Source organism: Pantoea sp. SGAir0430, from assembly GCF_043549295.1.
Genome location: NZ_CP039427.1, coordinates 725,741 through 745,849, shown reverse-complemented (window position 1 = coordinate 745,849; position 20,109 = coordinate 725,741). Strand labels below are relative to the sequence as shown.

At 57.3% G+C, this 20,109-nt stretch carries 18 protein-coding genes; 11 read left to right on the top strand and 7 right to left on the bottom strand.

Annotation, left to right across the window (positions count from 1 at the left end):
* Positions 1-9: 9 nt before the first annotated feature.
* The gene (hemA, locus tag E7738_RS03590; RefSeq protein ID WP_394516110.1) at positions 10-1,266 is read right to left on the bottom strand and encodes a glutamyl-tRNA reductase; all 1,257 of its coding nucleotides are present in this window, start codon (positions 1,264-1,266) and stop codon (positions 10-12) included.
* Between the two features lie 216 nt (positions 1,267-1,482).
* Here hemA and lolB point away from each other — a divergent pair, with 216 nt between their 5' ends.
* From lolB to E7738_RS03570, 4 genes are all read left to right on the top strand, one after another.
* Positions 1,483-2,109 carry a lipoprotein insertase outer membrane protein LolB gene (gene lolB / locus E7738_RS03585; protein WP_058757488.1) on the top strand — a complete coding sequence of 209 codons (627 nt, stop codon included), beginning with the start codon at positions 1,483-1,485 and terminating at the stop codon, positions 2,107-2,109.
* The gene (gene ispE, locus E7738_RS03580) at positions 2,106-2,963 is read left to right on the top strand and encodes a 4-(cytidine 5'-diphospho)-2-C-methyl-D-erythritol kinase (RefSeq protein WP_058771206.1); all 858 of its coding nucleotides are present in this window, start codon (positions 2,106-2,108) and stop codon (positions 2,961-2,963) included. Before lolB ends, ispE begins: the two co-directional genes overlap by 4 nt.
* A 137-nt stretch (positions 2,964-3,100) precedes the next feature.
* On the top strand, positions 3,101-4,048 hold the full coding sequence (gene prs / locus E7738_RS03575; RefSeq protein WP_006118899.1) for a ribose-phosphate diphosphokinase: 948 nt from the start codon (positions 3,101-3,103) through the stop codon (positions 4,046-4,048).
* A 225-nt stretch (positions 4,049-4,273) separates the two neighbouring features.
* Positions 4,274-5,443, top strand: a complete 1,170-nt coding sequence (locus E7738_RS03570) for a GGDEF domain-containing protein (RefSeq protein WP_058771205.1) — start codon at positions 4,274-4,276, stop codon at positions 5,441-5,443.
* Here E7738_RS03570 and ychH read toward each other — a convergent pair.
* Positions 5,440-5,718, bottom strand: coding sequence for a stress-induced protein YchH (gene ychH, locus E7738_RS03565; protein ID WP_021509933.1), 279 nt, complete (start codon positions 5,716-5,718; stop codon positions 5,440-5,442). The genes E7738_RS03570 and ychH overlap by 4 nt on opposite strands.
* A 261-nt stretch (positions 5,719-5,979) precedes the next feature.
* Here ychH and pth point away from each other — a divergent pair, with 261 nt between their 5' ends.
* The 3 genes from pth to E7738_RS03550 all read left to right on the top strand — a co-directional run bounded on the left by pth (position 5,980) and on the right by E7738_RS03550 (position 8,779).
* On the top strand, positions 5,980-6,567 hold the full coding sequence (gene pth / locus E7738_RS03560; protein ID WP_394516109.1) for an aminoacyl-tRNA hydrolase: 588 nt from the start codon (positions 5,980-5,982) through the stop codon (positions 6,565-6,567).
* Positions 6,568-6,674: 107 nt separating this feature from the next.
* Complete coding sequence (gene ychF, locus E7738_RS03555) at positions 6,675-7,766, top strand: redox-regulated ATPase YchF (RefSeq protein ID WP_021509931.1); 1,092 nt, start codon at positions 6,675-6,677, stop codon at positions 7,764-7,766.
* Between the two features lie 398 nt (positions 7,767-8,164).
* Positions 8,165-8,779 carry a Fic/DOC family protein gene (locus tag E7738_RS03550; protein WP_058757532.1) on the top strand — a complete coding sequence of 205 codons (615 nt, stop codon included), beginning with the start codon at positions 8,165-8,167 and terminating at the stop codon, positions 8,777-8,779.
* On the opposite strand, the gene E7738_RS03545 is transcribed toward E7738_RS03550, so the two are convergent.
* The 5 genes from E7738_RS03545 to uxuA form a co-directional block, all read right to left on the bottom strand.
* Positions 8,776-8,946 carry a hypothetical protein gene (locus E7738_RS03545; protein WP_260640202.1) on the bottom strand — a complete coding sequence of 57 codons (171 nt, stop codon included), beginning with the start codon at positions 8,944-8,946 and terminating at the stop codon, positions 8,776-8,778. The two genes, E7738_RS03550 and E7738_RS03545, sit on opposite strands and share 4 nt — an antisense overlap.
* A 260-nt stretch (positions 8,947-9,206) precedes the next feature.
* Positions 9,207-9,983, bottom strand: a complete 777-nt coding sequence (uxuR, locus tag E7738_RS03540) for a Uxu operon transcriptional regulator (protein WP_031280188.1) — start codon at positions 9,981-9,983, stop codon at positions 9,207-9,209.
* Positions 9,984-10,057: 74 nt separating this feature from the next.
* Entirely contained in the window at positions 10,058-11,476 is a 1,419-nt protein-coding gene (gene uxaC, locus E7738_RS03535) for a glucuronate isomerase (RefSeq protein WP_394516108.1), read from the bottom strand.
* Positions 11,473-12,954 carry a fructuronate reductase gene (locus E7738_RS03530; RefSeq protein ID WP_394516107.1) on the bottom strand — a complete coding sequence of 494 codons (1,482 nt, stop codon included), beginning with the start codon at positions 12,952-12,954 and terminating at the stop codon, positions 11,473-11,475. Before E7738_RS03530 ends, uxaC begins: the two co-directional genes overlap by 4 nt.
* Before the next feature lie 64 nt (positions 12,955-13,018).
* Positions 13,019-14,197 (bottom strand): mannonate dehydratase, encoded by a 1,179-nt coding sequence (uxuA, locus tag E7738_RS03525; protein WP_394516106.1) that lies wholly within the window; start codon positions 14,195-14,197, stop codon positions 13,019-13,021.
* A 364-nt stretch (positions 14,198-14,561) separates the two neighbouring features.
* Here uxuA and E7738_RS03520 point away from each other — a divergent pair, with 364 nt between their 5' ends.
* The 4 genes from E7738_RS03520 to E7738_RS03505 all read left to right on the top strand — a co-directional run bounded on the left by E7738_RS03520 (position 14,562) and on the right by E7738_RS03505 (position 20,095).
* A complete protein-coding gene (locus E7738_RS03520; RefSeq protein ID WP_021509925.1) occupies positions 14,562-15,863 on the top strand; it encodes an MFS transporter in 1,302 nt (433 codons plus the stop codon).
* A gap of 11 nt (positions 15,864-15,874) precedes the next feature.
* Complete coding sequence (locus E7738_RS03515) at positions 15,875-18,268, top strand: glycoside hydrolase family 31 protein (RefSeq protein ID WP_394516105.1); 2,394 nt, start codon at positions 15,875-15,877, stop codon at positions 18,266-18,268.
* A 247-nt stretch (positions 18,269-18,515) separates the two neighbouring features.
* Positions 18,516-18,767 carry a hypothetical protein gene (locus E7738_RS03510; RefSeq protein ID WP_394516104.1) on the top strand — a complete coding sequence of 84 codons (252 nt, stop codon included), beginning with the start codon at positions 18,516-18,518 and terminating at the stop codon, positions 18,765-18,767.
* 347 nt (positions 18,768-19,114) lie between these two features.
* A complete protein-coding gene (locus tag E7738_RS03505; RefSeq protein ID WP_059009576.1) occupies positions 19,115-20,095 on the top strand; it encodes a GlxA family transcriptional regulator in 981 nt (326 codons plus the stop codon).
* Positions 20,096-20,109 lie beyond the last annotated feature (14 nt).

Genomic DNA, 20,109 nt, shown 5'->3' with positions numbered 1-20,109 from the left:
CAGACCAGATTACTCTAAACCGAGGCTGTCACGTAAGATCTGCAGGCGTTCGCTGTCGCCGTCGCGCGCGGCCTGCTGCAGTGATTTGGTTGGTGCATGAATTAAACGGTTGGTGAGCTTGTGTGCCAGCTCCTGTAAGACTTTTTCGGCGTCAGCACCCTGACGCAACGCCGCCAGCGCGCGATCCTGCAGCTCGGCACGCACGTCATCGGCCTGCGCGCGGTATTCGCGGATGGTCTCACCGGCGCTTTGCGCGCGCAGCCAGGCCATGAATTCACCGCTCTCCTGCACCACAATGCTTTCCGCCTGCACCGCCGCTGCTTTGCGCTGCGCCATGTTCTGCTCGATGATCGCCTGCAGATCATCCACGCTGTACAGGTAGGCGTTAGCCAGCTTGCCCACTTCCGGCTCAACATCGCGCGGCACGGCGATATCGACCAGTAGCATGGGCTGGTTGCGGCGCGCCTTCAGCGCCCGTTCCACCATGCCTTTGCCAATAATCGGCAGCGGACTGGCGGTGGAGGAGATAATGATATCAGCATCGGCCAGACGGGTTTCGATATCGGCGAGACCGATCACTTCGGCACCCACTTCGTCCGCCAGCAGCTGCGCGCGTTCGCGCGTGCGGTTGGCGATCATCAGTTTACGCACGCTGTGTTCGCGCAGGTGACGCGCCACCAGTTCGATGGTTTCACCGGCACCAACCAGCAGCACGTTAACGCTGCTGAGTGATTCGAAAATCTGACGGGCTAAGGAGCAGGCAGCAAAGGCGACCGACACCGCGCTGGCGCCGATTTCGGTTTCGGTGCGCACGCGCTTGGCCACCGAGAAGGTTTTCTGGAACATGCGTTCCAGCTCGCTGCTCAGCGCATGGTCGCGCGAGGAGTCAGCATGGGCTTTTTTGACCTGACCGAGAATCTGTGGCTCGCCCAGCACCAGCGAGTCGAGTCCGCTGGCCACGCGCATCAGGTGGCTGACCGCCGCGTTGTCCTGATGCCAGTACAGGCTGTTGCGCACGTCATCTTCACGTAAGTCGTGATACTCGCACAACCAGCGCACCAGCTGCTCCTGCAGATCGGTCTGCTGCTCTACGCTGAGGTAGAGTTCCGTCCGGTTACAGGTAGAAAGCACCACCCCGCTCTGCACCATCGGCTGAGACAGCAAGCTGTTCAGCGCCTGGTCCAGCGTGTCTGGCGTGAACGACACACGTTCGCGCAGCGCAACAGGAGCGGTTTTGTGGTTGATTCCGAGAGCAAGCAGCGTCATGGTAATTCGGGTTGGGAAGTCCCAATAATTGTCAGGTTTTGTGCTGCGCATTCTACAAGATGCAACAGATCAAGAAAAGCCATACAAAGCCTATGACTGTAATAAGATTAAACTGATCGTGCGCAATTATCCTGACATCGCCATTGACGGCACAGAGACGGATGGTTAGCGTTACCGGTTACGACGTAAAAACGTGTCTGAGGAGACGACCACGTGATGCATTTGCCCCCGCGCCAGCTGTTGCGCCTTTTGCCCCTTGCCAGCGTGTTGCTGGCTGCCTGTAGCATCAATAAACCCCAGCAAGGTCCCGGTCCCAGCACGACATCACCGCAGTGGCAGCAACACCAGCAGGCGGTAGCGAAAATTACCCAGTACCAGACGCGCGGCGCTTTTGCCTATCTGTCGGATAAGCAGAAGGTTTACGCCCGCTTCAACTGGCAGCAAACAGCCGCAGACCGTTACCGTCTGCTGCTGACTAACCCGCTCGGCAGCACAGAACTGCAGCTCGACGCGCAGGGTTCGGTGGTGCAGATTGTCGATAACAAAGGCAAACGCTACGTCAGCAACGACGCGGAGAAGATGATTTCCCAGCTCACCGGCATGGATATTCCGCTGGCGAACCTGCGTCAGTGGATGATGGGGCTGCCAGGCGACGCCAGCGACTACCAGCTGAACAATAATTATCAGCTGCAAAGCCTGACCTACAGCCGCAACGGCCAGCAGTGGAAGGTGACTATCAGCGATTACGACAGCAAGGTGAACCCGCCGCTGCCGGCCAACCTCGAACTGACCGAAGGCGGTCAGCGCATCAAACTGCGCATGGATAGCTGGACCACACAATGATCACCACCTGGCCCGCGCCGGCAAAGCTCAACCTGTTTCTCTACATTACCGGCCGTCGTGCAGACGGCTACCACAATTTGCAGACGCTGTTTCAGTTTCTCGATGTTGGCGACACCCTGGAGATTACCCCGGATCACAGCGGCAGTATCACCCTGCTGACGCCGCTCGACGGTGTGGCCGATGAAGACAACCTGATCGTGCGGGCGGCGCTGGCGCTGCGCGCCGCAGCGGCGGACAAAGGCACGCTGCCGCCGCAGGCCGGTGCCCGGATCGCGCTGGAGAAGCGCCTGCCGATGGGCGGTGGTCTGGGCGGTGGCTCGTCTGATGCAGCGACGGTGCTGGTGGCGCTGAACCATCTGTGGCGCACCCAGCTCAGCGTGGATGAGCTGGCTACGCTTGGCCTGCGTCTCGGTGCCGATGTGCCGGTATTCGTGCGCGGCCACGCGGCGTTTGCCGAAGGGGTCGGCGAGCAATTGCAGCCCGCAAATCCTGCGGAAAAATGGTATCTGGTGGCGCATCCTGGTGTCAGCATCGCTACCCCGGATCTGTTTCGCGATCCTGAACTGACGCGCGATTCACCAATACGCACATTAGATGAACTGTTGCAGCGTCCTTTTCACAATGATTGTGAAGCGGTAGCAAGAAAACGTTTTCGTGAGGTTGATGCGCTGCTTTCCTGGCTGCTAGAATACGCGCCGTCGCGCCTGACAGGGACCGGCGCTTGTGTGTTTGCTGAATTTGACACCGAGTCCGCTGCTCGTCAGGTGCTGGAGCTTGCCCCGAAATGGATGTGCGGATTTGTGGCGCGTGGGCTTAATCTCTCGCCGTTACAGCGTACCCTTTCCGGGCTCTAAGCGTAAACGTGACAGTGTCACCCTGTTCCAGACACTGCACGTGACGCATTAACACACCCGTATGAACAGGCTCAAATGTATTCGCCGGTTATTTTTGAGCGGTTCATTCTCTGGACGCCAAGCCTGAGGTTCTTCTCGTGCCTGATATGAAGCTATTTGCTGGTAACGCCACCCCGGAACTAGCACAACGTATTGCCAACCGCCTTTACACCAGCCTCGGAGACGCCGCTGTCGGCCGTTTCAGCGATGGCGAAGTAAGTGTACAGATTAATGAAAATGTACGCGGTGGTGATATTTTCATCATCCAGTCCACCTGTGCCCCCACCAATGATAACTTGATGGAGCTGGTTGTGATGGTCGACGCACTGCGTCGGGCTTCTGCTGGTCGTATTACTGCTGTAATCCCTTACTTTGGCTATGCCCGTCAGGACCGCCGCGTGCGTTCTGCCCGCGTGCCAATTACCGCCAAAGTTGTGGCTGATTTCCTCTCCAGCGTCGGCGTGGACCGTGTACTGACGGTTGACCTGCACGCTGAACAGATCCAGGGCTTCTTTGATGTCCCGGTGGATAACGTGTTCGGTAGCCCGATTCTGCTGGAAGATATGCTGCAGATTGGTCTGGAAAACCCGATTGTGGTTTCGCCGGACATCGGTGGCGTAGTGCGCGCTCGCGCTATCGCCAAACTGCTCAACGACACCGACATGGCCATCATCGACAAACGTCGCCCGCGTGCGAACGTGTCGCAGGTGATGCACATCATCGGTGACGTTGCCGGTCGTGACTGCGTACTGGTCGACGATATGATCGACACCGGCGGTACGCTGTGCAAAGCGGCTGAAGCACTGAAAGAGCGCGGCGCGAAACGCGTGTTCGCTTACGCCACCCACCCAATCTTCTCTGGCAACGCGGTGGAAAATCTGCGCAAATCAGTGATTGATCAGGTGATTGTTTGCGACACTATTCCGCTGTCGGAAGAGATGAAGTCGCTGCCAAATGTGCGTACGCTGACGCTGTCTGGCATGCTGGCCGAAGCCATTCGTCGTATCAGCAACGAAGAATCGATTTCGGCGATGTTCGAACATTAATTGTTCGCGAAAAACCGGGCGCCCTGCCCGGTTTTTTATTGCCTGTGGGCGGAGTAACATCCCGATAAAGCCGCTTCCGCCGCCACTATTTGCGCGATAAATGGCCTCAAAATCCACCAATCTCCCCGCCTTCCACTCTTTTTATCAGACAAGCGCATCCGGGCTTTAGCGGTCCAGTGATTAGTGATATTTTTCACCACACTTTTGCTGAGAACTCCGACCACCATGCCACTCGACATTTATACGTTGTTTATTTGCGAGCTCTACGTGCTGGGGTTTCTGAGCATTATTTTGATTTTTGCCTGGGTCGGGGCGCAGTACGACCGGGTGCTGGGTTTTACCACCCTGACGCTAATACTGACGCTTGCCGCCGTGCTGCTCAGCAGCCTGCGCAGCGCCGGTTTGCACTTTTTGCCGGTGGCGGTCGGGAATGTCATCATGCTGCTGGCCTACGGCACCCTGCTCAACGCCTTTCGTACTTTTTGCCGCCTTCCGCTCGGTTTTTGCTGGATCACCGGCGCGCTACTGTGGGCCCTGCTTTGTGCCTTTCCGCAGTTCTATCACGGCCAGCCGAAACGCGTGCTGGTCATGTGCCTGCTGTGCATCATCTTTACTGCCGCGCTGATTCGTCTGCTGTGGCAGGCACGCGCCACGCTGACCGTCACTTTCTGGCCCGCGCAGATACTGCTGTGGATCCACTTACTGTTCCATATGGCGCGCATTTTCCTTGACGATGCGGTGGCCACCCCCGTTCCGGGTGCCATTGGCGGTTCCGGCTTTTCGGTGTATGTGATTCTGGAGTCGATCCTCTTCGTCATCGGCCTGACCTTCACCATTCTGGCGATGGTCAATGAGCGTACGCAGATCGCCCATAAGCTGGCGTCGCTGCACGATCCGCTTACCGGCGTCTGGAACCGGCGCGCACTGTTTGAAGCCGCAGAAAAACTGCTGCTGCGCCACGCACGTTTGCCGCAGCCTTATATTTACAGTGCTGTGCTATTCGACCTCGATCATTTCAAAAGCATCAACGATCGCTATGGCCATCAGCAGGGGGATCGGGTGCTGGTCGATTTTTGTCAGGTGGTAAAAGCGTTAATGCCGGTTGAAGGTCAGTTTGCCCGGCTGGGCGGTGAGGAGTTTGCCGCGTTGCTTCCTGGCGACAGTGAGCAGGCGCAGCGCATATGTGAGCGTATCCGGCTGGCGACACAGCTGTCGCTACCCAACGACATCGGCTATACGGTGAGCATTGGCTTTGCCACTGCCAGCCAGCGGCATCAGGCGTTTCCCGCCCTGCTGGCGCTGGCTGATGAAGCCTTGTATCGCGCTAAAGCCGCCGGACGTAACCGCGTCGAAGGTTATCAGACGCCGCAGGCGGCAATGGCGGAAGCCGGTTAGTGCGTTGAGTGGTGATCGCGACGGCAGCGTTTGTCACCGTAGTGACGCAGCCAGTAATAGCGGTCTTCCACCCTCTCCCGCCCGCTGACGCGTGCGCCGACCAGCCACAGTAGCGCACCCACGAAAATACTGAACATCGCTCCATGCGCGAGGAACTGTGGCAGGTTGACCGACGGTAGCTGGTTAATGATGGAATACCCCACCCCGAGCACCATGGTTAACAAGCCGAGACACATCAAACCATTACCGACGGTGCGGCAGTGTTGACGTTTCATGATTCACCTCCATCCTTTTCAGCAACGCAGAAAACAGCACGTTTGGTTAACTGGCCATAAGTTTAGGCAATGGCTGGCGGTTAAGATGCGTACAGGATCACACATCCTTCACAATGTCTGACAAAACTTTACCGCCAGCACCTTGATTTCGATAGAAATTGATTAGTCACCTTTGGTCATTAATCTGTCATTGCGCCCTTTGTCATCCCCGCCGGCAGGCAGTAAACTATCGCCCTTTCGCAGCGAGACAGGATAAACATCGTGAGCAGCATTAAACTGATTGTGGGGCTGGCCAATCCCGGCGCTGAATACGCGGCAACGCGCCATAACGCTGGCGCCTGGTATGTGGATTTACTTTGCTCGCGCCATAATCAGTCCCTCAAAGAGGAGCCGAAGTTTTTCGGCTACACCGCGCGCCTGTCGCTGGCCAGCGAGGATGTGCGCCTGCTGGTGCCCACCACCTTTATGAACCTGAGCGGCAAAGCGGTGGCGGCGATGGCAACGTTCTATCGCATTACGCCGGAAGAGATTCTGGTGGCACACGATGAAATGGACCTGCCGCCGGGCGTGGCGAAATTCAAACAGGGCGGCGGCCATGGCGGTCATAATGGCCTGAAAGACATCATCAGCAAGCTCGGTAATAACAACAATTTTCATCGCCTGCGCGTCGGTATCGGCCATCCGGGCGATCGTAACAAGGTCACCGGATTTGTGCTCGGCAAGGCACCGGCCAGCGAGCAGAAGCTGATTGACGAGGCGGTCGATGAAGCGGTGCGCTGCACCGAACTGTGGCTAAAAGAAGATAAGATTAAGGCGATGAACCGCCTGCACGCCTTCAAAGCCAGCTAAGCCAATTCCCGCGCCGCCGCAGGGAATTCTGTGTATAATGCGCGAAAATTTTTGAATCAGTCGGCGCTGTCTGCCAGCGCTGCACACTCAGTGAGAAAGGTAAGATCATGGGATTTAAATGCGGTATTGTGGGCCTGCCGAACGTCGGTAAATCCACCCTGTTCAACGCGCTGACCAAAGCGGGTATCGAAGCAGCCAACTTTCCGTTCTGCACCATCGAACCCAACACCGGCGTGGTGCCGATGCCTGACCTGCGCCTCGATCAGCTGAGCGAGATTGTTAAGCCACAGCGCGTGGTGCCGACCACCATGGAGTTCGTGGACATTGCTGGTCTGGTAAAAGGTGCGTCGAAAGGTGAAGGCCTGGGCAACCAGTTCCTGACTAACATCCGCGAAACTGAAGCCATCGGCCACGTGGTACGCTGCTTTGAAAACGACAACATCATCCACGTCTCCGGTAAAGTAAACCCGGCAGAAGATATTGATGTCATCAACACCGAGCTGGCGCTGTCGGATCTCGACACCTGCGAACGTGCCATTCAGCGCTGCCAGAAGAAAGCCAAAGGCGGCGACAAAGATGCTAAGGCGGAACTGGCCGCGCTGGAGAAGTGCCTGCCGCATCTGGAAAACGCCGGTATGCTGCGCTCGCTGGCGCTGGACGCCGATGAGAAAGCAGCCATCCGTTATCTCAGCTTTCTGACGCTGAAGCCGACCATGTACATCGCCAACGTCAATGAAGACGGTTTCGAGAACAACCCGTATCTCGACCAGGTGCGCGCCATTGCTGAAGCCGAAGGCTCAGTGGTGGTGCCGGTCTGTGCGGCAGTGGAATCGGACATCGCCGAGCTGGAAGATGAAGAGCGCGACGAATTCATGGCCGAACTGGGCCTGGAAGAGCCGGGCCTCAACCGCGTGATCCGCGCCGGTTATGCCCTGCTCAACCTGCAGACTTACTTCACCGCAGGCGTGAAAGAAGTGCGTGCCTGGACCATCCCGGTTGGCGCGACCGCACCGCAGGCAGCCGGTAAAATCCACACCGACTTCGAAAAAGGCTTTATCCGCGCTCAGACCATCGCGTTCGAAGATTTCATCACATACAAAGGTGAACAAGGCGCGAAAGAAGCCGGCAAAATGCGTTCAGAAGGTAAAGAGTACATCGTGAAAGATGGCGATGTGATGAACTTCCTGTTTAACGTCTAAATAAAATGTGTTGTCTCATGAGGTTTCACCGAGCCTCATCAAGAGCGCAATAACTATAAAATCCACGCAATTGCGTGGATTTTTTATTACATGCTTTTTACGGGCGGGGATAAATTGCCAGCGCCAGTCACATCGCACTCTTTACGGCGGCTGGTCAAAATCTCGGCTGCAGCGCTACTTATAGCTCCCCTTACCGAACCACATTACCTGTTTGATCGAAACGGGCAACCGGGCTGATGCTATTGAGGTACAGCCTGGCTGCAACCAACGGTACTCCCTGGATATACAGCAATTTAACTTATCCTGATGAACGAAAGGTTTCGAGGCAGGATTGGCTGATAAACCTGATGGACCTAAATATACTTACGCTTCGTTTGTCATTATTACAGAGCGCACTCATGAGCCGATACCATGTTGCTGGCAGTGAAGGTAAGTTTGAAAAAGACTCAGGCGAGCAGGTCATGGCCAATAAGCTGGGGCTCACCGATTCCACTGAGATGAACGAGGCAGAACTTGTTCTGTTAGAACAACTCTACCAGTCAGTTTTTGAAGAAAACTTTCCCGAAGGGAAACTTAACGTCGCGCTACTAAAAAGCTGGCATCGCCGCTGGCTGGGTAACATCTACGAATGGGCTGGACAAGAGAGAACGGTCAATATTAGCAAGGGTGGTTTTATGTTTGCGCCTTCAGCACAATTGCCAAAACTGCTGAACGAATACAACAAGTATCTTGCCCATTACACGCCCTGTAACGTCATGGAAGAAGAAGAACTCATCATTGCTATCGCCGTTACCCATGTCGAGCTGATACTTATACATCCCTTCAGAGAAGGAAACGGACGTTTGTCGCGGCTGTTAGCGGATGTCATGGCGGTTCAGGGAGGATACAAACCGCTGGATTATCAAAGCTGGGAGCAGAATAAAACCCAGTATATTTCGGCTATTCATGCTGGTATGTCAATGGACTACGCGCCAATGAAATACTGGGTCAGTCGGGCATTGAGAAGGCACTAAGCCAGGCGAAGATGCGCGAATTTTTTGCGCGCGGCTTCCAGTGAAGCCTCGACGCTAGCTGAAGACTGGCCGGTTTCAACAGCCGTTGACGTCGCTACTGAGCGAATGATGTCGGAGCGAGAAGGTTTAGCATAACCTGAATGCGCTTTTTTTCTGTTGTTGGTCATTAAGCCCTCTCTACATCAGTGCAGTTGCGTAAGACACCATAGCCTCAAGAGTATATCAAAGCTTTGAACCAACATCACGTTCCCTTCTGGCTCGGCAAGCTGATGTCCCATCAGGCTTCAAACAATCTCATGAGCCCGGTAAATAAACCCCACGCAAGGCGATGAATCGCGCCGCTCCGGCTATTGTGCGAATTGCGGTTTCATTGACTGAATGGCAGCAACGCGGCCGCGCGAATGATTACTGAAGCAGCTACGCCAGGCTAATTATCCGATCCGTTAGTGGCATACAGCGGCCATGACTCAAACAGGTAGCCGTCGAAATCAATATCATCCACATCGGAGAACTCCAGCAGCAGCTGCTTGACGTTTTCCAGGTGCTGCCACATCGCCTGTTTCGCGGCGCGCGCGTCTTTCTTGATTAAGGCGGCGAGGATCTTTTTATGATCGTCGAGCCACTTTTTGCGGTAGTTGGTGTTGATCAGATGCCGGTGCAGCTGGCTCCACATCACATTGTCTTCCCGCCACTGCCAGGATTGTTTGAACAGCTCCACCAGCATGCTGTTGTGCGTGGCTTCGGCAATCGCCAGATGAAAATTACGATCGCCGTTTTCACTGTCGTTCACCGCGCCTGACGCCAGTTCGCGCTCTTCCAGCGCCAGCGCCTGGCGCATTTTGATAATGTCTTCACGCGTCGCCTGTAACGCAGCGAATTCGGCGATATTACTCTCCAGCAGCTGGCGGGCCTGCAGCATCTCAAACGGCCCGGCCGCATTGCAGGCGGTTTGCGCAGCGGCACGCGGTGCCGGCGTGTCGTTGATCACGTAAATGCCTGCGCCACGCCGCACTTCAATTAACCCTTCCAGCTCCAGCATAATCAGCGCCTCACGCACCAGCGTGCGCGTAACGTTCAGCAGCATCGCCAGTTCACGCTCTGGCGGCAATCGCTCGCCAATCGCGTACTGTTTCTGCGTAATCATGTTGCGAAGCATCTCGCCCACTTCCTGATAGGGTCGCTGTGCTGAAGCTTGTGGTTTCATAACGCTCTTTTCTGCTGGTTCAGACATTAGGCCGCCAAATTTTCTACCCTGCACTATAACACAGGGCGTGATTTTCACCGTGGGTTAAGGCTGAAGTAGCGTCGGGCGTTATGGAAGCAGATATCCTGCAACATCGCGCCCAGCGCAGCTTCATCGTGCGGCACAATGCCGTCACGCACCCACTCGCCAAACAGATTACACAGAATGCGGCGGAAGTATTCGTGCCGCGTATAGGAGAGAAAACTGCGCGAATCGGTCAGCATGCCAACGAACTGACTGAGCAGCCCCATCTGCGCCAGCTGCTCCAGTTGCCGCAGCATGCCGTCACGCTGATCGTTGAACCACCAGCCAGAGCCGAACTGCATCTTGCCCGCCATCCCTGCGCCCTGAAAGTTACCCGCCATGGTAGCCAGCACTTCGTTGTCACGCGGATTGAGGCAGTAAAGAATGGTTTTTGGCAGCTGGTCATTGGTGTCCATCGCGTCCAGCAGGCGCGCCAGCGGCCAGGCAACAGGATGGTCGCCGATGGAGTCGAAACCGCTGTCCGGGCCGAGCTGACGGAACATGCGCGTGCTGTTATTGCGGATCGCACCGATATGTAACTGCATCGCCCAGCCACGGCGGGCATACTCCGCGCCCAGCCACACCAGCACAGCGGTACTGAACTGCGCAATCTCCAGCTCGCTCAGCGCCGCATTGCTGCGGCGTCTGGCGAGAATGCCATCCAGCACGCTGTCGGCTGGCACCGCAGCATAGCGCAGGGTTTCAATGCCGTGGTCGGCGGCACGGCAGCCATGGGCGGAAAAGTGGTCCAGTCGGCGCAGTAACGCCACACGCAGCGCATCAAAGCTGTCGATACTGACATCTGCGGCGGCTTCCAGCCGGGTCAGGTAATCGGTGAATCCTTCCAGTTCAATCTTGAACACCCGGTCCGGACGCCAGCTCGGTGCCACCTCAATATCAAAGCTGCTGTCTTCAGCTATCTGACGATGGTACTGCAGGGAGTCGATCGGATCGTCAGTGGTGCCCACCATACGCACGTTCATCTGGCGCATGATGCCGCGCGCGGAAAATTCAGGCGTGGCCAGCTTCTCCGCACACTCATGCCAGATGCGTGGTGCGGTTTCTGGTCCAAACAGCGTGTCTGTGATACCAAACGGCCGGCGCAGCTCCAGATGCGTCCAGTGATAGAGCGGATTGCCGAGCGTTTTTGGCACGGTCTGCGCCCAGGCCAGATATTTATCGTAATCGCTGGTAGTGTTACCGGTGATCAATGATTCCTCTACACCCGCCGCGCGCAGTGCGCGCCATTTGTAGTGATCGCCCTCCAGCCAGATTTGCCCGAGGTTGGCAAACTGTCGGTCTTCTGCAATCTCCTGCGGATTGAGGTGGCAGTGGTAATCATAGATCGGCATCTGCGCCGCCACGTCGTGATACAGGCGACGCGCCACCTCGCTGTGCAACAGAAAATCGTCATCCATAAAACGCTTCATTTGGCCTCCGGATTGAGGGATGCAACCGCGGCTCTGGCACCCTGCTGGCACAGGCGGTCATAGGTGTGTTGCAGGGCGGCAACAAAGGCCGGATTGGCGGGTAAGTCGTCCGCGAAAATCTCGTTAATGCCCAGCAGCGCCTGCACGCGGGCGGGCCCTGAAGGGAACTGCTGATTAATCCGCTCAAACTTAGCGACCAGCGGGTCAGCCACCGGGTAGCGCTCGCCCTTTTCGTCTTCGCCGAGGATATAACGCATCCAGCCCGCGATGCCGAGCAGCAGATGCCGGCAGTCACTGCCGTGGTGCAGATGATAACGCAGCGAATCCAGCATGCGCTGTGGCAGTTTCTGACTGCCATCGCTGGCAATTTGCGCCGTGCGATGGCGCAGCGACGGATTACTGAAGCGCTCAAGCAGTTGATGCGCATACGCGTTGAGATTGCTGCCTGCTGGCATCGTTAGCGTGGCACGCTGTTCAGTCAGCATCAGCGACAGCGCGGCCTGACGGTAAGCGGGCAGCTGCATGGTATCAGCGATAGTTTCACAACCGCCGAGGTAGCCAAGATACGCCAGAAACGAGTGCGTGCCATTCAGCAGACGCAGTTTCATCAACTCGTAGGGGGCGACATCCCGAACAAATTGCGCACCAACGCGCTGCCAGTCGGGACGTCCCGCCACGAAGTTATCTTCAATCACCCACTGACGAAACGGTTCGCAGGCGACACCGCAGGGATCGGCGATGCCCAGCAGCCCGGTAATCTCGCGCTGCGTCTCTTCCGTCACGGCCGGCACGATGCGGTCAACCATGGTGCAGGGAAATGTAACCTGTTGCTCAATCCATGCCGCCAGCGCCGCATCCTGCCGTTGTGCCAGACCGATGACCGCAGCCCGCGCGACGTGGCCGTTATCACGCAGATTGTCGCATGACAGCACGGTAAAAGGCGCTAACCCGGCTTCACGCCGCAAGCGCAGCGCCTCAACGATAAAGCCAATGGCGGATTTCGGCTGCCGGGGATGGGCCAGATCGTGCACGATCAGCGGATGGGTGCTGTCCAGTTCGCCGGTTGCGCCATGAGTGCAATAGCCTTTTTCGGTTATCGTCAGCGAGACGATGGCGGTTTCCGCGCGGGCAAGCGCGTTAAGAATGCCGTCACAACCGTCCAGCGCCGGGTGCAGCGCTGAATGCACGGAACCAATGATTTTGACGTCATGACGCGTCGCACCTTGCTCGGTGACGCTGTAGAGCAAATTCTGCTCGCGCAATTGTTCCACCAGCTTTCTGCCGCTGGCCGACATCAGGTTGACCTCGCAAATGCCCCAGTCGCTGTCGCTTATCTCCAGCAGATGGTGCTGATAGAGCGCCTGGTGCGCGCGATGAAACGCGCCGCAGCCGATGTGCACGATGCGCGGCACCAGCCGCTGCTGCTGCCATGCGGGCCGCGCCACTTTAATGCTGGCGTCGGCAAGGTTGTGTTGCATGTGAACTCCTCAGTGTCCGGCGCGACTGCGCGTCCGCCGGGCAAGCGGTACAGGGCGACCAGCGTCAGAAAAAGGCGCGGTGTATCGCCAGCTCAACGCCACGAATCTCAGCCAGACCTTTCAGCCGGCCAATCGCGGAATAACCCGGGTTAGTTTCCTTATGTAGATCGTCCAGCATCTGATGCCCGTGGTCGGGCCGCATCGGGATCAGGTCTTCCTGCCCCGCATTACGACGGCGCTGCTCCTCTTCGGCAATCGCTTTGATCACCGCAAACATATCGACATCACCGCCAAGGTGCGCGGCTTCGTAGAAAGTTTTGGGGTTGGCTTCACGCCGGGTTGAGCGCAGATGGGCAAAATAGATGCGCGGCCCAAAACGTTTCACCATGCCGGCTAAATCATTTTCCGCCAGCACGCCGTAGGAGCCGGTACACATCGTGAAGCCGTTGGCCGGACTGTCGATGGTGTCGATCATCCACTGCAGATCGTCGGCATTGGAGACGATACGCGGCAGGCCGAGGATCGGGCGCGGCGGATCGTCCGGATGTACCGCCATGCGGATACCGACCTCTTCAGCGACCGGGATAATGCCGCGCAAGAACGTGGCAAAGTGCTCGCGCAGCCGGGCTTTGTCGATGCCGTCATAGCGCGCCAGCTGAGCACGGAACTGCGCCAGCGTGTAGCCCTCTTCCGCGCCAGGTAATCCGGCGATGATGTTACGCGTCAGCCGCAGCTTGTGCTCTTCGCTCATGCTGGCGAAGCGCGCAGCGGCCTCGGCTATCTCGTCAGCGCTGTAATCATTTTCTGCGCCCTGGCGCTGCAGGATATGCAGCTCAAATACCGCAAATTCAATCTGATCGAAGCGCAGCGCTTTCGCGCCATCCGGCAGCTCGAACGCCAGATCGGTGCGCGTCCAGTCCAGAATCGGCATGAAGTTGTAGCACACGGTGTGGATGCCGCACTGCGCCAGATTGCGCAGCGACTGCTGATAGTTGCTGATCCACTGCTGGCACTGCCCGCTGCCGGTTTTGATCTCCTCATGGATCGGCACACTCTCCACTACCGACCAGACCAGCCCGGCCGCCTCAATCATCGCTTTGCGCTGCAAAATCTCCTCCACCGGCCACACCTCGCCGTTAGGGATGTGATGCAGGGCAGTCACAATGCCGGTAGCGCCCGCCTGTCGGGCATCGGCGAGTGAAACGGGATCGTCAGGGCCATACCAGCGCCAGGTCTGCTTCATGTCGTTCTCTCCTGCGGGCCTGAGCATCATCCTCAAAGCCCTTCCATTTTGGTTGACCAATTTTACAAGCGAAGCGCTTTATGAGTCATAAAAAGTGCCTGCGCAGCGTCAAATTCGGCTTTTCACCGCCGGAAGTCAACCTGATAAATGATTTTGGTTAACCAGATCACAAATACCGCATCAGGCTGGCGACCACCTGGCCTAACTGTGGTTCACTCCCGGCGGATAGGTAAAACAGGACGCATCACGCCACGCCCGGCAATCAAGGGCCAGGGGTTATGCGCTGGCCGGTATGGACTCCACCTCCGGCCAGGCAGTCACAGACGTTGCTCACACATGCTGTTAATAATGAATGGAGAATCCGATGAACCGCAGTTTGAATCCAGGGATTGCCGCAACCGGCACGAAACGCGTCATCCGTCATCTGCGCTGGTGGGTGCTGGTGCTGTTTCTGGCCGGCGTCACCGTCAACTACATTACCCGTAACTCGTTAGGCATTCTGGCCCCCGAGCTGAAAACCAGTCTCGGCATCACCACAGAACAATATTCATGGATAGTCGGCGCTTTTCAGCTGGCTTATACCTTCTTTCAACCGATCTGCGGCTGGCTGATTGACGTCATTGGCCTCAAACTCGGCTTCTTCATCTGCGCCACCATCTGGGCGCTGGCCTGTCTGTTCCATGCCGGCGCCGCCAGCTGGTTGCACCTGGCCATTTTGCGCTTTGTCATGGGCGGAGCTGAAGCGGCCGCCACGCCGGCTAACGCCAAAGTGATTGGTGAATGGTTCCCGAAAAAAGAGCGTCCGATCGCGGCCGGCTGGGCCGGCGTCGGCTTCTCGATTGGCGCCATGCTCGCACCTCCCATCATCTACTTTGCCCACGCCTCGTTCGGCTGGCAGGGCGCATTCCTGTTTACCGGCTGTCTGGCTCTGGGCTGGGTGGTGCTGTGGTGGCTGTTGTATCGCGATCCGGAACGTAACCCGAATCTCAGCAGCGATGAGCTGGCCTTTATTCGTCAGGATAATGAGCCACCGGCGGTCAAACTGCCCTTTTTCAAAGCCCTGAAAACCGTCTCCAGAAACAAGCGTTTTTACGGTATCGCCATTCCCGCTTTTATGGCTGAACCGGCATGGGGCGTGCTGAGCTTCTGGGTACCGCTCTATCTGGCAAAAGACCTGGGAATGGACCTGAAACAGATTGCCATGTTCGCCTGGCTGCCGTTCCTCGCGGCGGATCTCGGCAGTGCAGCCAGCGGCTACCTGACGCGCATCTATACCCGGCTGTTTGGCTTCAGGCAGGTAAATTCCGTTGTCGCCAGCTCGGTCACCGGCGCCTTTCTGATGCTGTCGCTGGCACTGGTGGCGATGACCAAAGACCCCTATGTCGCGATTGCCCTGATCTCAATTGGCGGTTTTGGTCATCAGATCATCTCCTGCATGTTAAGTGCGCTGGTGGTGGAAAAATTCGATAAGGGCCAGATGGCCACGGTGAATGGCATGCGCGGCTCATTTGCCTGGATCTCCAGCTTCCTGTTTTCGCTGGTGATTGGCGTGACGGCTGACAAAATCGGCTTTAACCCGCTGTTTGTCGCCATGGGCTTTTTTGACCTGATCGGTGCAGTCTTCCTGATTGCGTTTATTGCTGAGCGTCGTTCAGCGACCCAATGAAGTAGGTAACGATGAAAACCTTAAAAAACTGGTCTTTAGCCCATTCTGATCGTCACCATGTGGTGCTTAACGTCGATGGCAAACACCATCTGTGCCTGTACGTGCTGGAAAAAGGTCTGTTCCGCGTGGTGATCAAGCGCCACGGCAACTACAGTCTGGACCGCACCTGGAGCATTGCGCCGGAACAGGATGTTCCATGGGAAGGGCGTCCGCGCGACAGCCTGGCCGGGTTTAGCCTGCCCGGTTTTACGCTGGAGGAAGAAGCCAATTGTCTGACCATCAGTACCGACACGCTGCGCGTGATAGTGCGTCAGCCGCTGGCGCTGGAGTGGCAGTACCGTGATGCCGCAGGCGACTGGCAACTGCTGACCGGCGATCGCCCCACCAGCGCCTATCAGATCAACGCACACGGCGACGGCGTGGCGCACTATCAGCGCCGCATGGCGGACGACCGCTACTACGGTCTGGGCGAAAAAACTGGCGATCTGCAACGCAACGGCAAACGCTTTGAGATGCGTAATCTGGATGCTATGGGTTACAACGCCTCCTACACCGATCCGCTGTACAAACATGTGCCCTTCACCCTCACGCGGCGTAACGACGTCAGCTTTGGCCTGTTCTACGATAACCTCAGCACCAGCTGGTTCGATCTGGGTAACGAGCTGGATAACTATCACCAGCCGTATCGCCGCTGGCAGGCGGAGAGTGGCGATATCGATTACTACCTGTTTGTCGGTAAGCGGGTGCTGGATATCACCAAAACCTTCGTGCGCCTGACCGGCAAAACGCTGTTCGGCCCCAAATGGAGTCTGGGCTACAGCGGCTCGACCATGCACTACACCGATGCGCCGGACGCGCAAAACCAGCTGATGAACTTCATCCGCCTGTGTGAGGAGCACGCTATTCCGTGCGACTCCTTCCAGCTCTCTTCGGGTTATACCTCGATCAATAACAAGCGTTATGTGTTCAACTGGAACTACGACAAAGTGCCGCAGCCGGAAGCGATGAGCGAGGCATTTCACGATGCCGGGCTGCGCCTGGCGGCCAACATCAAACCCTGCCTGCTGCAGGATCACCCGCGCTATGAAGAAGTCGCGGCTCAGGGACTGTTTATCCGCGATTCGGAAGAAGATGTGCCAGAGCGCTCGGTGTTCTGGGATGATGAAGGATCGCACCTCGATTTCACCCATCCGCAAACGGTGGCCTGGTGGCAGGAGAACGTCACCCGTCAGCTGCTGGAAAAAGGCATCGACGCCACCTGGAATGATAACAACGAGTATGAAGTCTGGGACGGCGAAGCGCGCTGCCACGGCTTCGGTACGCCGATTGCCATCAAGCATATTCGCCCGGTGATGCCGCTGCTGATGATGCGCGCCTCGATGGAGGCGCAACAGCGCTTTGCCCCCGAACAGCGACCGTTCCTGATTTCGCGCTCCGGCTGCGCCGGGATGCAGCGCTACGTGCAAACCTGGAGCGGCGATAACCGCACCAACTGGACCTCGCTGCGCTACAACATTCGCATGGGCCTCGGCATGAGCCTGTCCGGCTTGTATAACGTCGGTCACGATGTCGGCGGCTTCTCGGGCGATAAACCCGACGCAGAACTCTTTGTGCGCTGGGTGCAGAATGGCGTCATGCATCCGCGCTTCACCATTCATTCGTGGAATGACGATCACACCGTGAATGAGCCGTGGATGTATCCTTCGGTCACGCCCGCGATTCGGGCGGCCATCGCGCTGCGCTATCGCCTGCTGCCGTATCTTTACACGCTGCTGTGGCAGGCGCATGCGGACGATGAACCGATGCTGCGCCCGACGTTCCTCGATCATGAACACGATGCCCAGACCTTTGCTGAGTGTGATGAATTCCTGCTCGGCCGCGATCTGCTGGTCGCCAGCGTGGTGGAACCCGGCCAGCGTGAACGCCGCCTGTGGCTGCCCGACAACCAGACCGGCTGGTATGATTTCGCCACGCAGCAGTGGTACAGCGGGGGTCAATGGATCACCTTGCCTGCGCCCCTGGAAACGCAGCCGCTGTTGGTGCGCGCAGGTGCGGCACTGCCACTCAGCGAGCGTATTGCTCACGTCGACGCCGCGGCAGACGATCGTCGCACGCTGCAGCTCTATCCGTTGCAGGGCAAAGGCGTGAGCCGCGGCGAACTGTTCGAAGATGATGGCGAATCCTGGGGTTATCAGCAGGGCAATGCGCTGTGGCTGCAATGGGAAATGCGTTGCGAAGCCACAGCCATTCACCTCACGCTGCGGCGCAAAGGTGACTATCAGCCGGCATGGCAAACGTTGCAGATTGCCCTGCCCGCCGGTGAACAGCGTGCGCTGTTTATCGACGGTGTCGCCGCAGACGCTGCGTCAGCCGACGTGACGCTGGCTCAGATTTCCCGCAGCTGATAAACCACAAGAGCGCACCGATGTCGGGTGCGCCTGATTACCTTCATCGCAGCCCGCTTTTCTCTCCCTCAGCAGCTTGCGCCACCACGATATCTGCCCGTTTTCTGTCCCGACGTTATCCCGCTAATAAATCTATCCGGTTTAAGCAATATTCAACTGTGGCGCGCTATTAGTCATTAAGACAACATTAACCGGATAATTCCCGACTTCTCAAAGGGCCTCTGTGATGAAAAGATTGCTGTTACCGATGATAGCTTTACTTGCCAGCCACGCCACCCTTGCCGCCGACGGTCAAATCACGTTCGTCGGCGCGATTGTTGAACCCTCCTGTGATTATGCCGTGACGCGCAGCGTCTCGCTGAACTGCACGCGCGAAGGGATTAAAAAGAGCGAAACCCTGCAGGTTAATGGTGCCGCGCGTGAATTACCTTACGCGCTGGGCACCGCGCACATTACCCGGGAGCGTGGTTTGACTTTTCTGCAGGTTGAATATAATTGATGGTTTTAAGTCTGATTTACTCAGCTGCTCATTATCGTAGTCATTATCACTGCCTGGCAAAGGAATGCTTTATAAAATAGAGTTTCTCTTAACCCATCCTGGCATTTCACTTCCAAAATAACAGGCACCTGATTAATCTGGCATTCAACGCTTCAGTCTGCAGATATTTTTAACTGCACGATGATGGATATAAGATCATTTGCGACATCATGATTTTATATAAATATAGCGCCTGAACCAACAGGCCGGAAACGCCCCGTCTGATGGCCGCGGCCGGGTATTCAGCTCGCGCGCCTGATAGCCCATAGCACATTGACTTCTTTCGTGGTGCAGGTACATTTTACGCCATGAAAACCTTTCTGATTATTGTCCCGGACGGCGGCATGCTGTTCGAAGCGGCGGGTATCGCCGACATCCTGATGCACGCCAACCTGCACCTGCCGGTGGGCGTGGCTGGCGCACGCTATCGCATCAGCATTGCGACCACGCAGCCGCACCAGGTGATCCACGGCCAGTCTGGCCTCAATCTGCTCGCCGACCTCAAACTGGCTGAACTCGATCCGCGCGAACGCTGGGACACCATCATGATTACCGGCCGCGGTGATAACCCCGAAGAACGCAACATGGTGGTGGACTGGATTAAGCTGGCTGCCCCGCAGGCGCGCCGCGTGGTGTCGATTTGCGGGGCGGCGATGCTGCTGGCGGAGGCGGGATTGCTGGATGGCCGGCGCGCCACCAGCCACTGGCGTCTGCTGGACACGCTGCAGGCCAGCTATCCGCGCGTGCAGGTTGAAGGCGGCCCGCTGTATATCCAGGACGGCCCAATCTGGACCTCTGGCGGCGTCAGCTCCGGCTTCGATCTGACGCTGGCGCTGGTAGAGGAAGATTTTGGTTTCAGCGTGGCGCGCGACATCGCGCAGGATATGGTGATGTATCTGCGTCGTCCCGGCGGCCAGATGCAGTTCAGCCGCTTTCACCTGCAGTCCGTCAGCGAGTCGGGGCCGATTGCTCAGTTGCAGAGCTGGATCGCCGCCCATCTGGCGGAAGACCTGTCGGTGGAGAAACTCGCAGCCCAGGTGGCGATGAGCCCGCGTAACTTTACCCGCGTGTTCAGCCGCGAAACCGGCGTTTCACCGGCGCGCTATGTGGCAGAAGCGCGGCTGGCGGCGGCGCGCGAGCGGCTGGAGCAGACGCGCGAGACGCTGGAACGCATCGCCATCGCCACCGGCTTTGGCAGCAGCATCAACCTGCGGCGCAGCTTCGAGCGCCAGCTGCATCTCACGCCTAACGAATATCGCCAGCGCTTTCACAGCCGCAAAATGGCGTAAAGTGATCCTTTTTT

What these genes read in the sequence shown, in the direction of transcription:
- ychH (WP_021509933.1), bottom strand. Translation starts at nt 5,718, where the DNA reads ATGAAACGTCAACACTGCCGCACCGTCGGTAATGGTTTGATGTGTCTC.
- ispE (WP_058771206.1), top strand. Translation starts at nt 2,106, where the DNA reads ATGATCACCACCTGGCCCGCGCCGGCAAAGCTCAACCTGTTTCTCTAC.
- E7738_RS03510 (WP_394516104.1), top strand. Translation starts at nt 18,516, where the DNA reads ATGATAGCTTTACTTGCCAGCCACGCCACCCTTGCCGCCGACGGTCAA.
- ychF (WP_021509931.1), top strand. Translation starts at nt 6,675, where the DNA reads ATGGGATTTAAATGCGGTATTGTGGGCCTGCCGAACGTCGGTAAATCC.
- uxuR (WP_031280188.1), bottom strand. Translation starts at nt 9,983, where the DNA reads ATGAAACCACAAGCTTCAGCACAGCGACCCTATCAGGAAGTGGGCGAG.
- E7738_RS03520 (WP_021509925.1), top strand. Translation starts at nt 14,562, where the DNA reads ATGAACCGCAGTTTGAATCCAGGGATTGCCGCAACCGGCACGAAACGC.
- E7738_RS03515 (WP_394516105.1), top strand. Translation starts at nt 15,875, where the DNA reads ATGAAAACCTTAAAAAACTGGTCTTTAGCCCATTCTGATCGTCACCAT.
- E7738_RS03570 (WP_058771205.1), top strand. Translation starts at nt 4,274, where the DNA reads ATGCCACTCGACATTTATACGTTGTTTATTTGCGAGCTCTACGTGCTG.
- lolB (WP_058757488.1), top strand. Translation starts at nt 1,483, where the DNA reads ATGCATTTGCCCCCGCGCCAGCTGTTGCGCCTTTTGCCCCTTGCCAGC.
- E7738_RS03505 (WP_059009576.1), top strand. Translation starts at nt 19,115, where the DNA reads ATGAAAACCTTTCTGATTATTGTCCCGGACGGCGGCATGCTGTTCGAA.
- E7738_RS03545 (WP_260640202.1), bottom strand. Translation starts at nt 8,946, where the DNA reads ATGACCAACAACAGAAAAAAAGCGCATTCAGGTTATGCTAAACCTTCT.
- E7738_RS03530 (WP_394516107.1), bottom strand. Translation starts at nt 12,954, where the DNA reads ATGCAACACAACCTTGCCGACGCCAGCATTAAAGTGGCGCGGCCCGCA.
- hemA (WP_394516110.1), bottom strand. Translation starts at nt 1,266, where the DNA reads ATGACGCTGCTTGCTCTCGGAATCAACCACAAAACCGCTCCTGTTGCG.
- uxaC (WP_394516108.1), bottom strand. Translation starts at nt 11,476, where the DNA reads ATGAAGCGTTTTATGGATGACGATTTTCTGTTGCACAGCGAGGTGGCG.
- uxuA (WP_394516106.1), bottom strand. Translation starts at nt 14,197, where the DNA reads ATGAAGCAGACCTGGCGCTGGTATGGCCCTGACGATCCCGTTTCACTC.
- E7738_RS03550 (WP_058757532.1), top strand. Translation starts at nt 8,165, where the DNA reads ATGAGCCGATACCATGTTGCTGGCAGTGAAGGTAAGTTTGAAAAAGAC.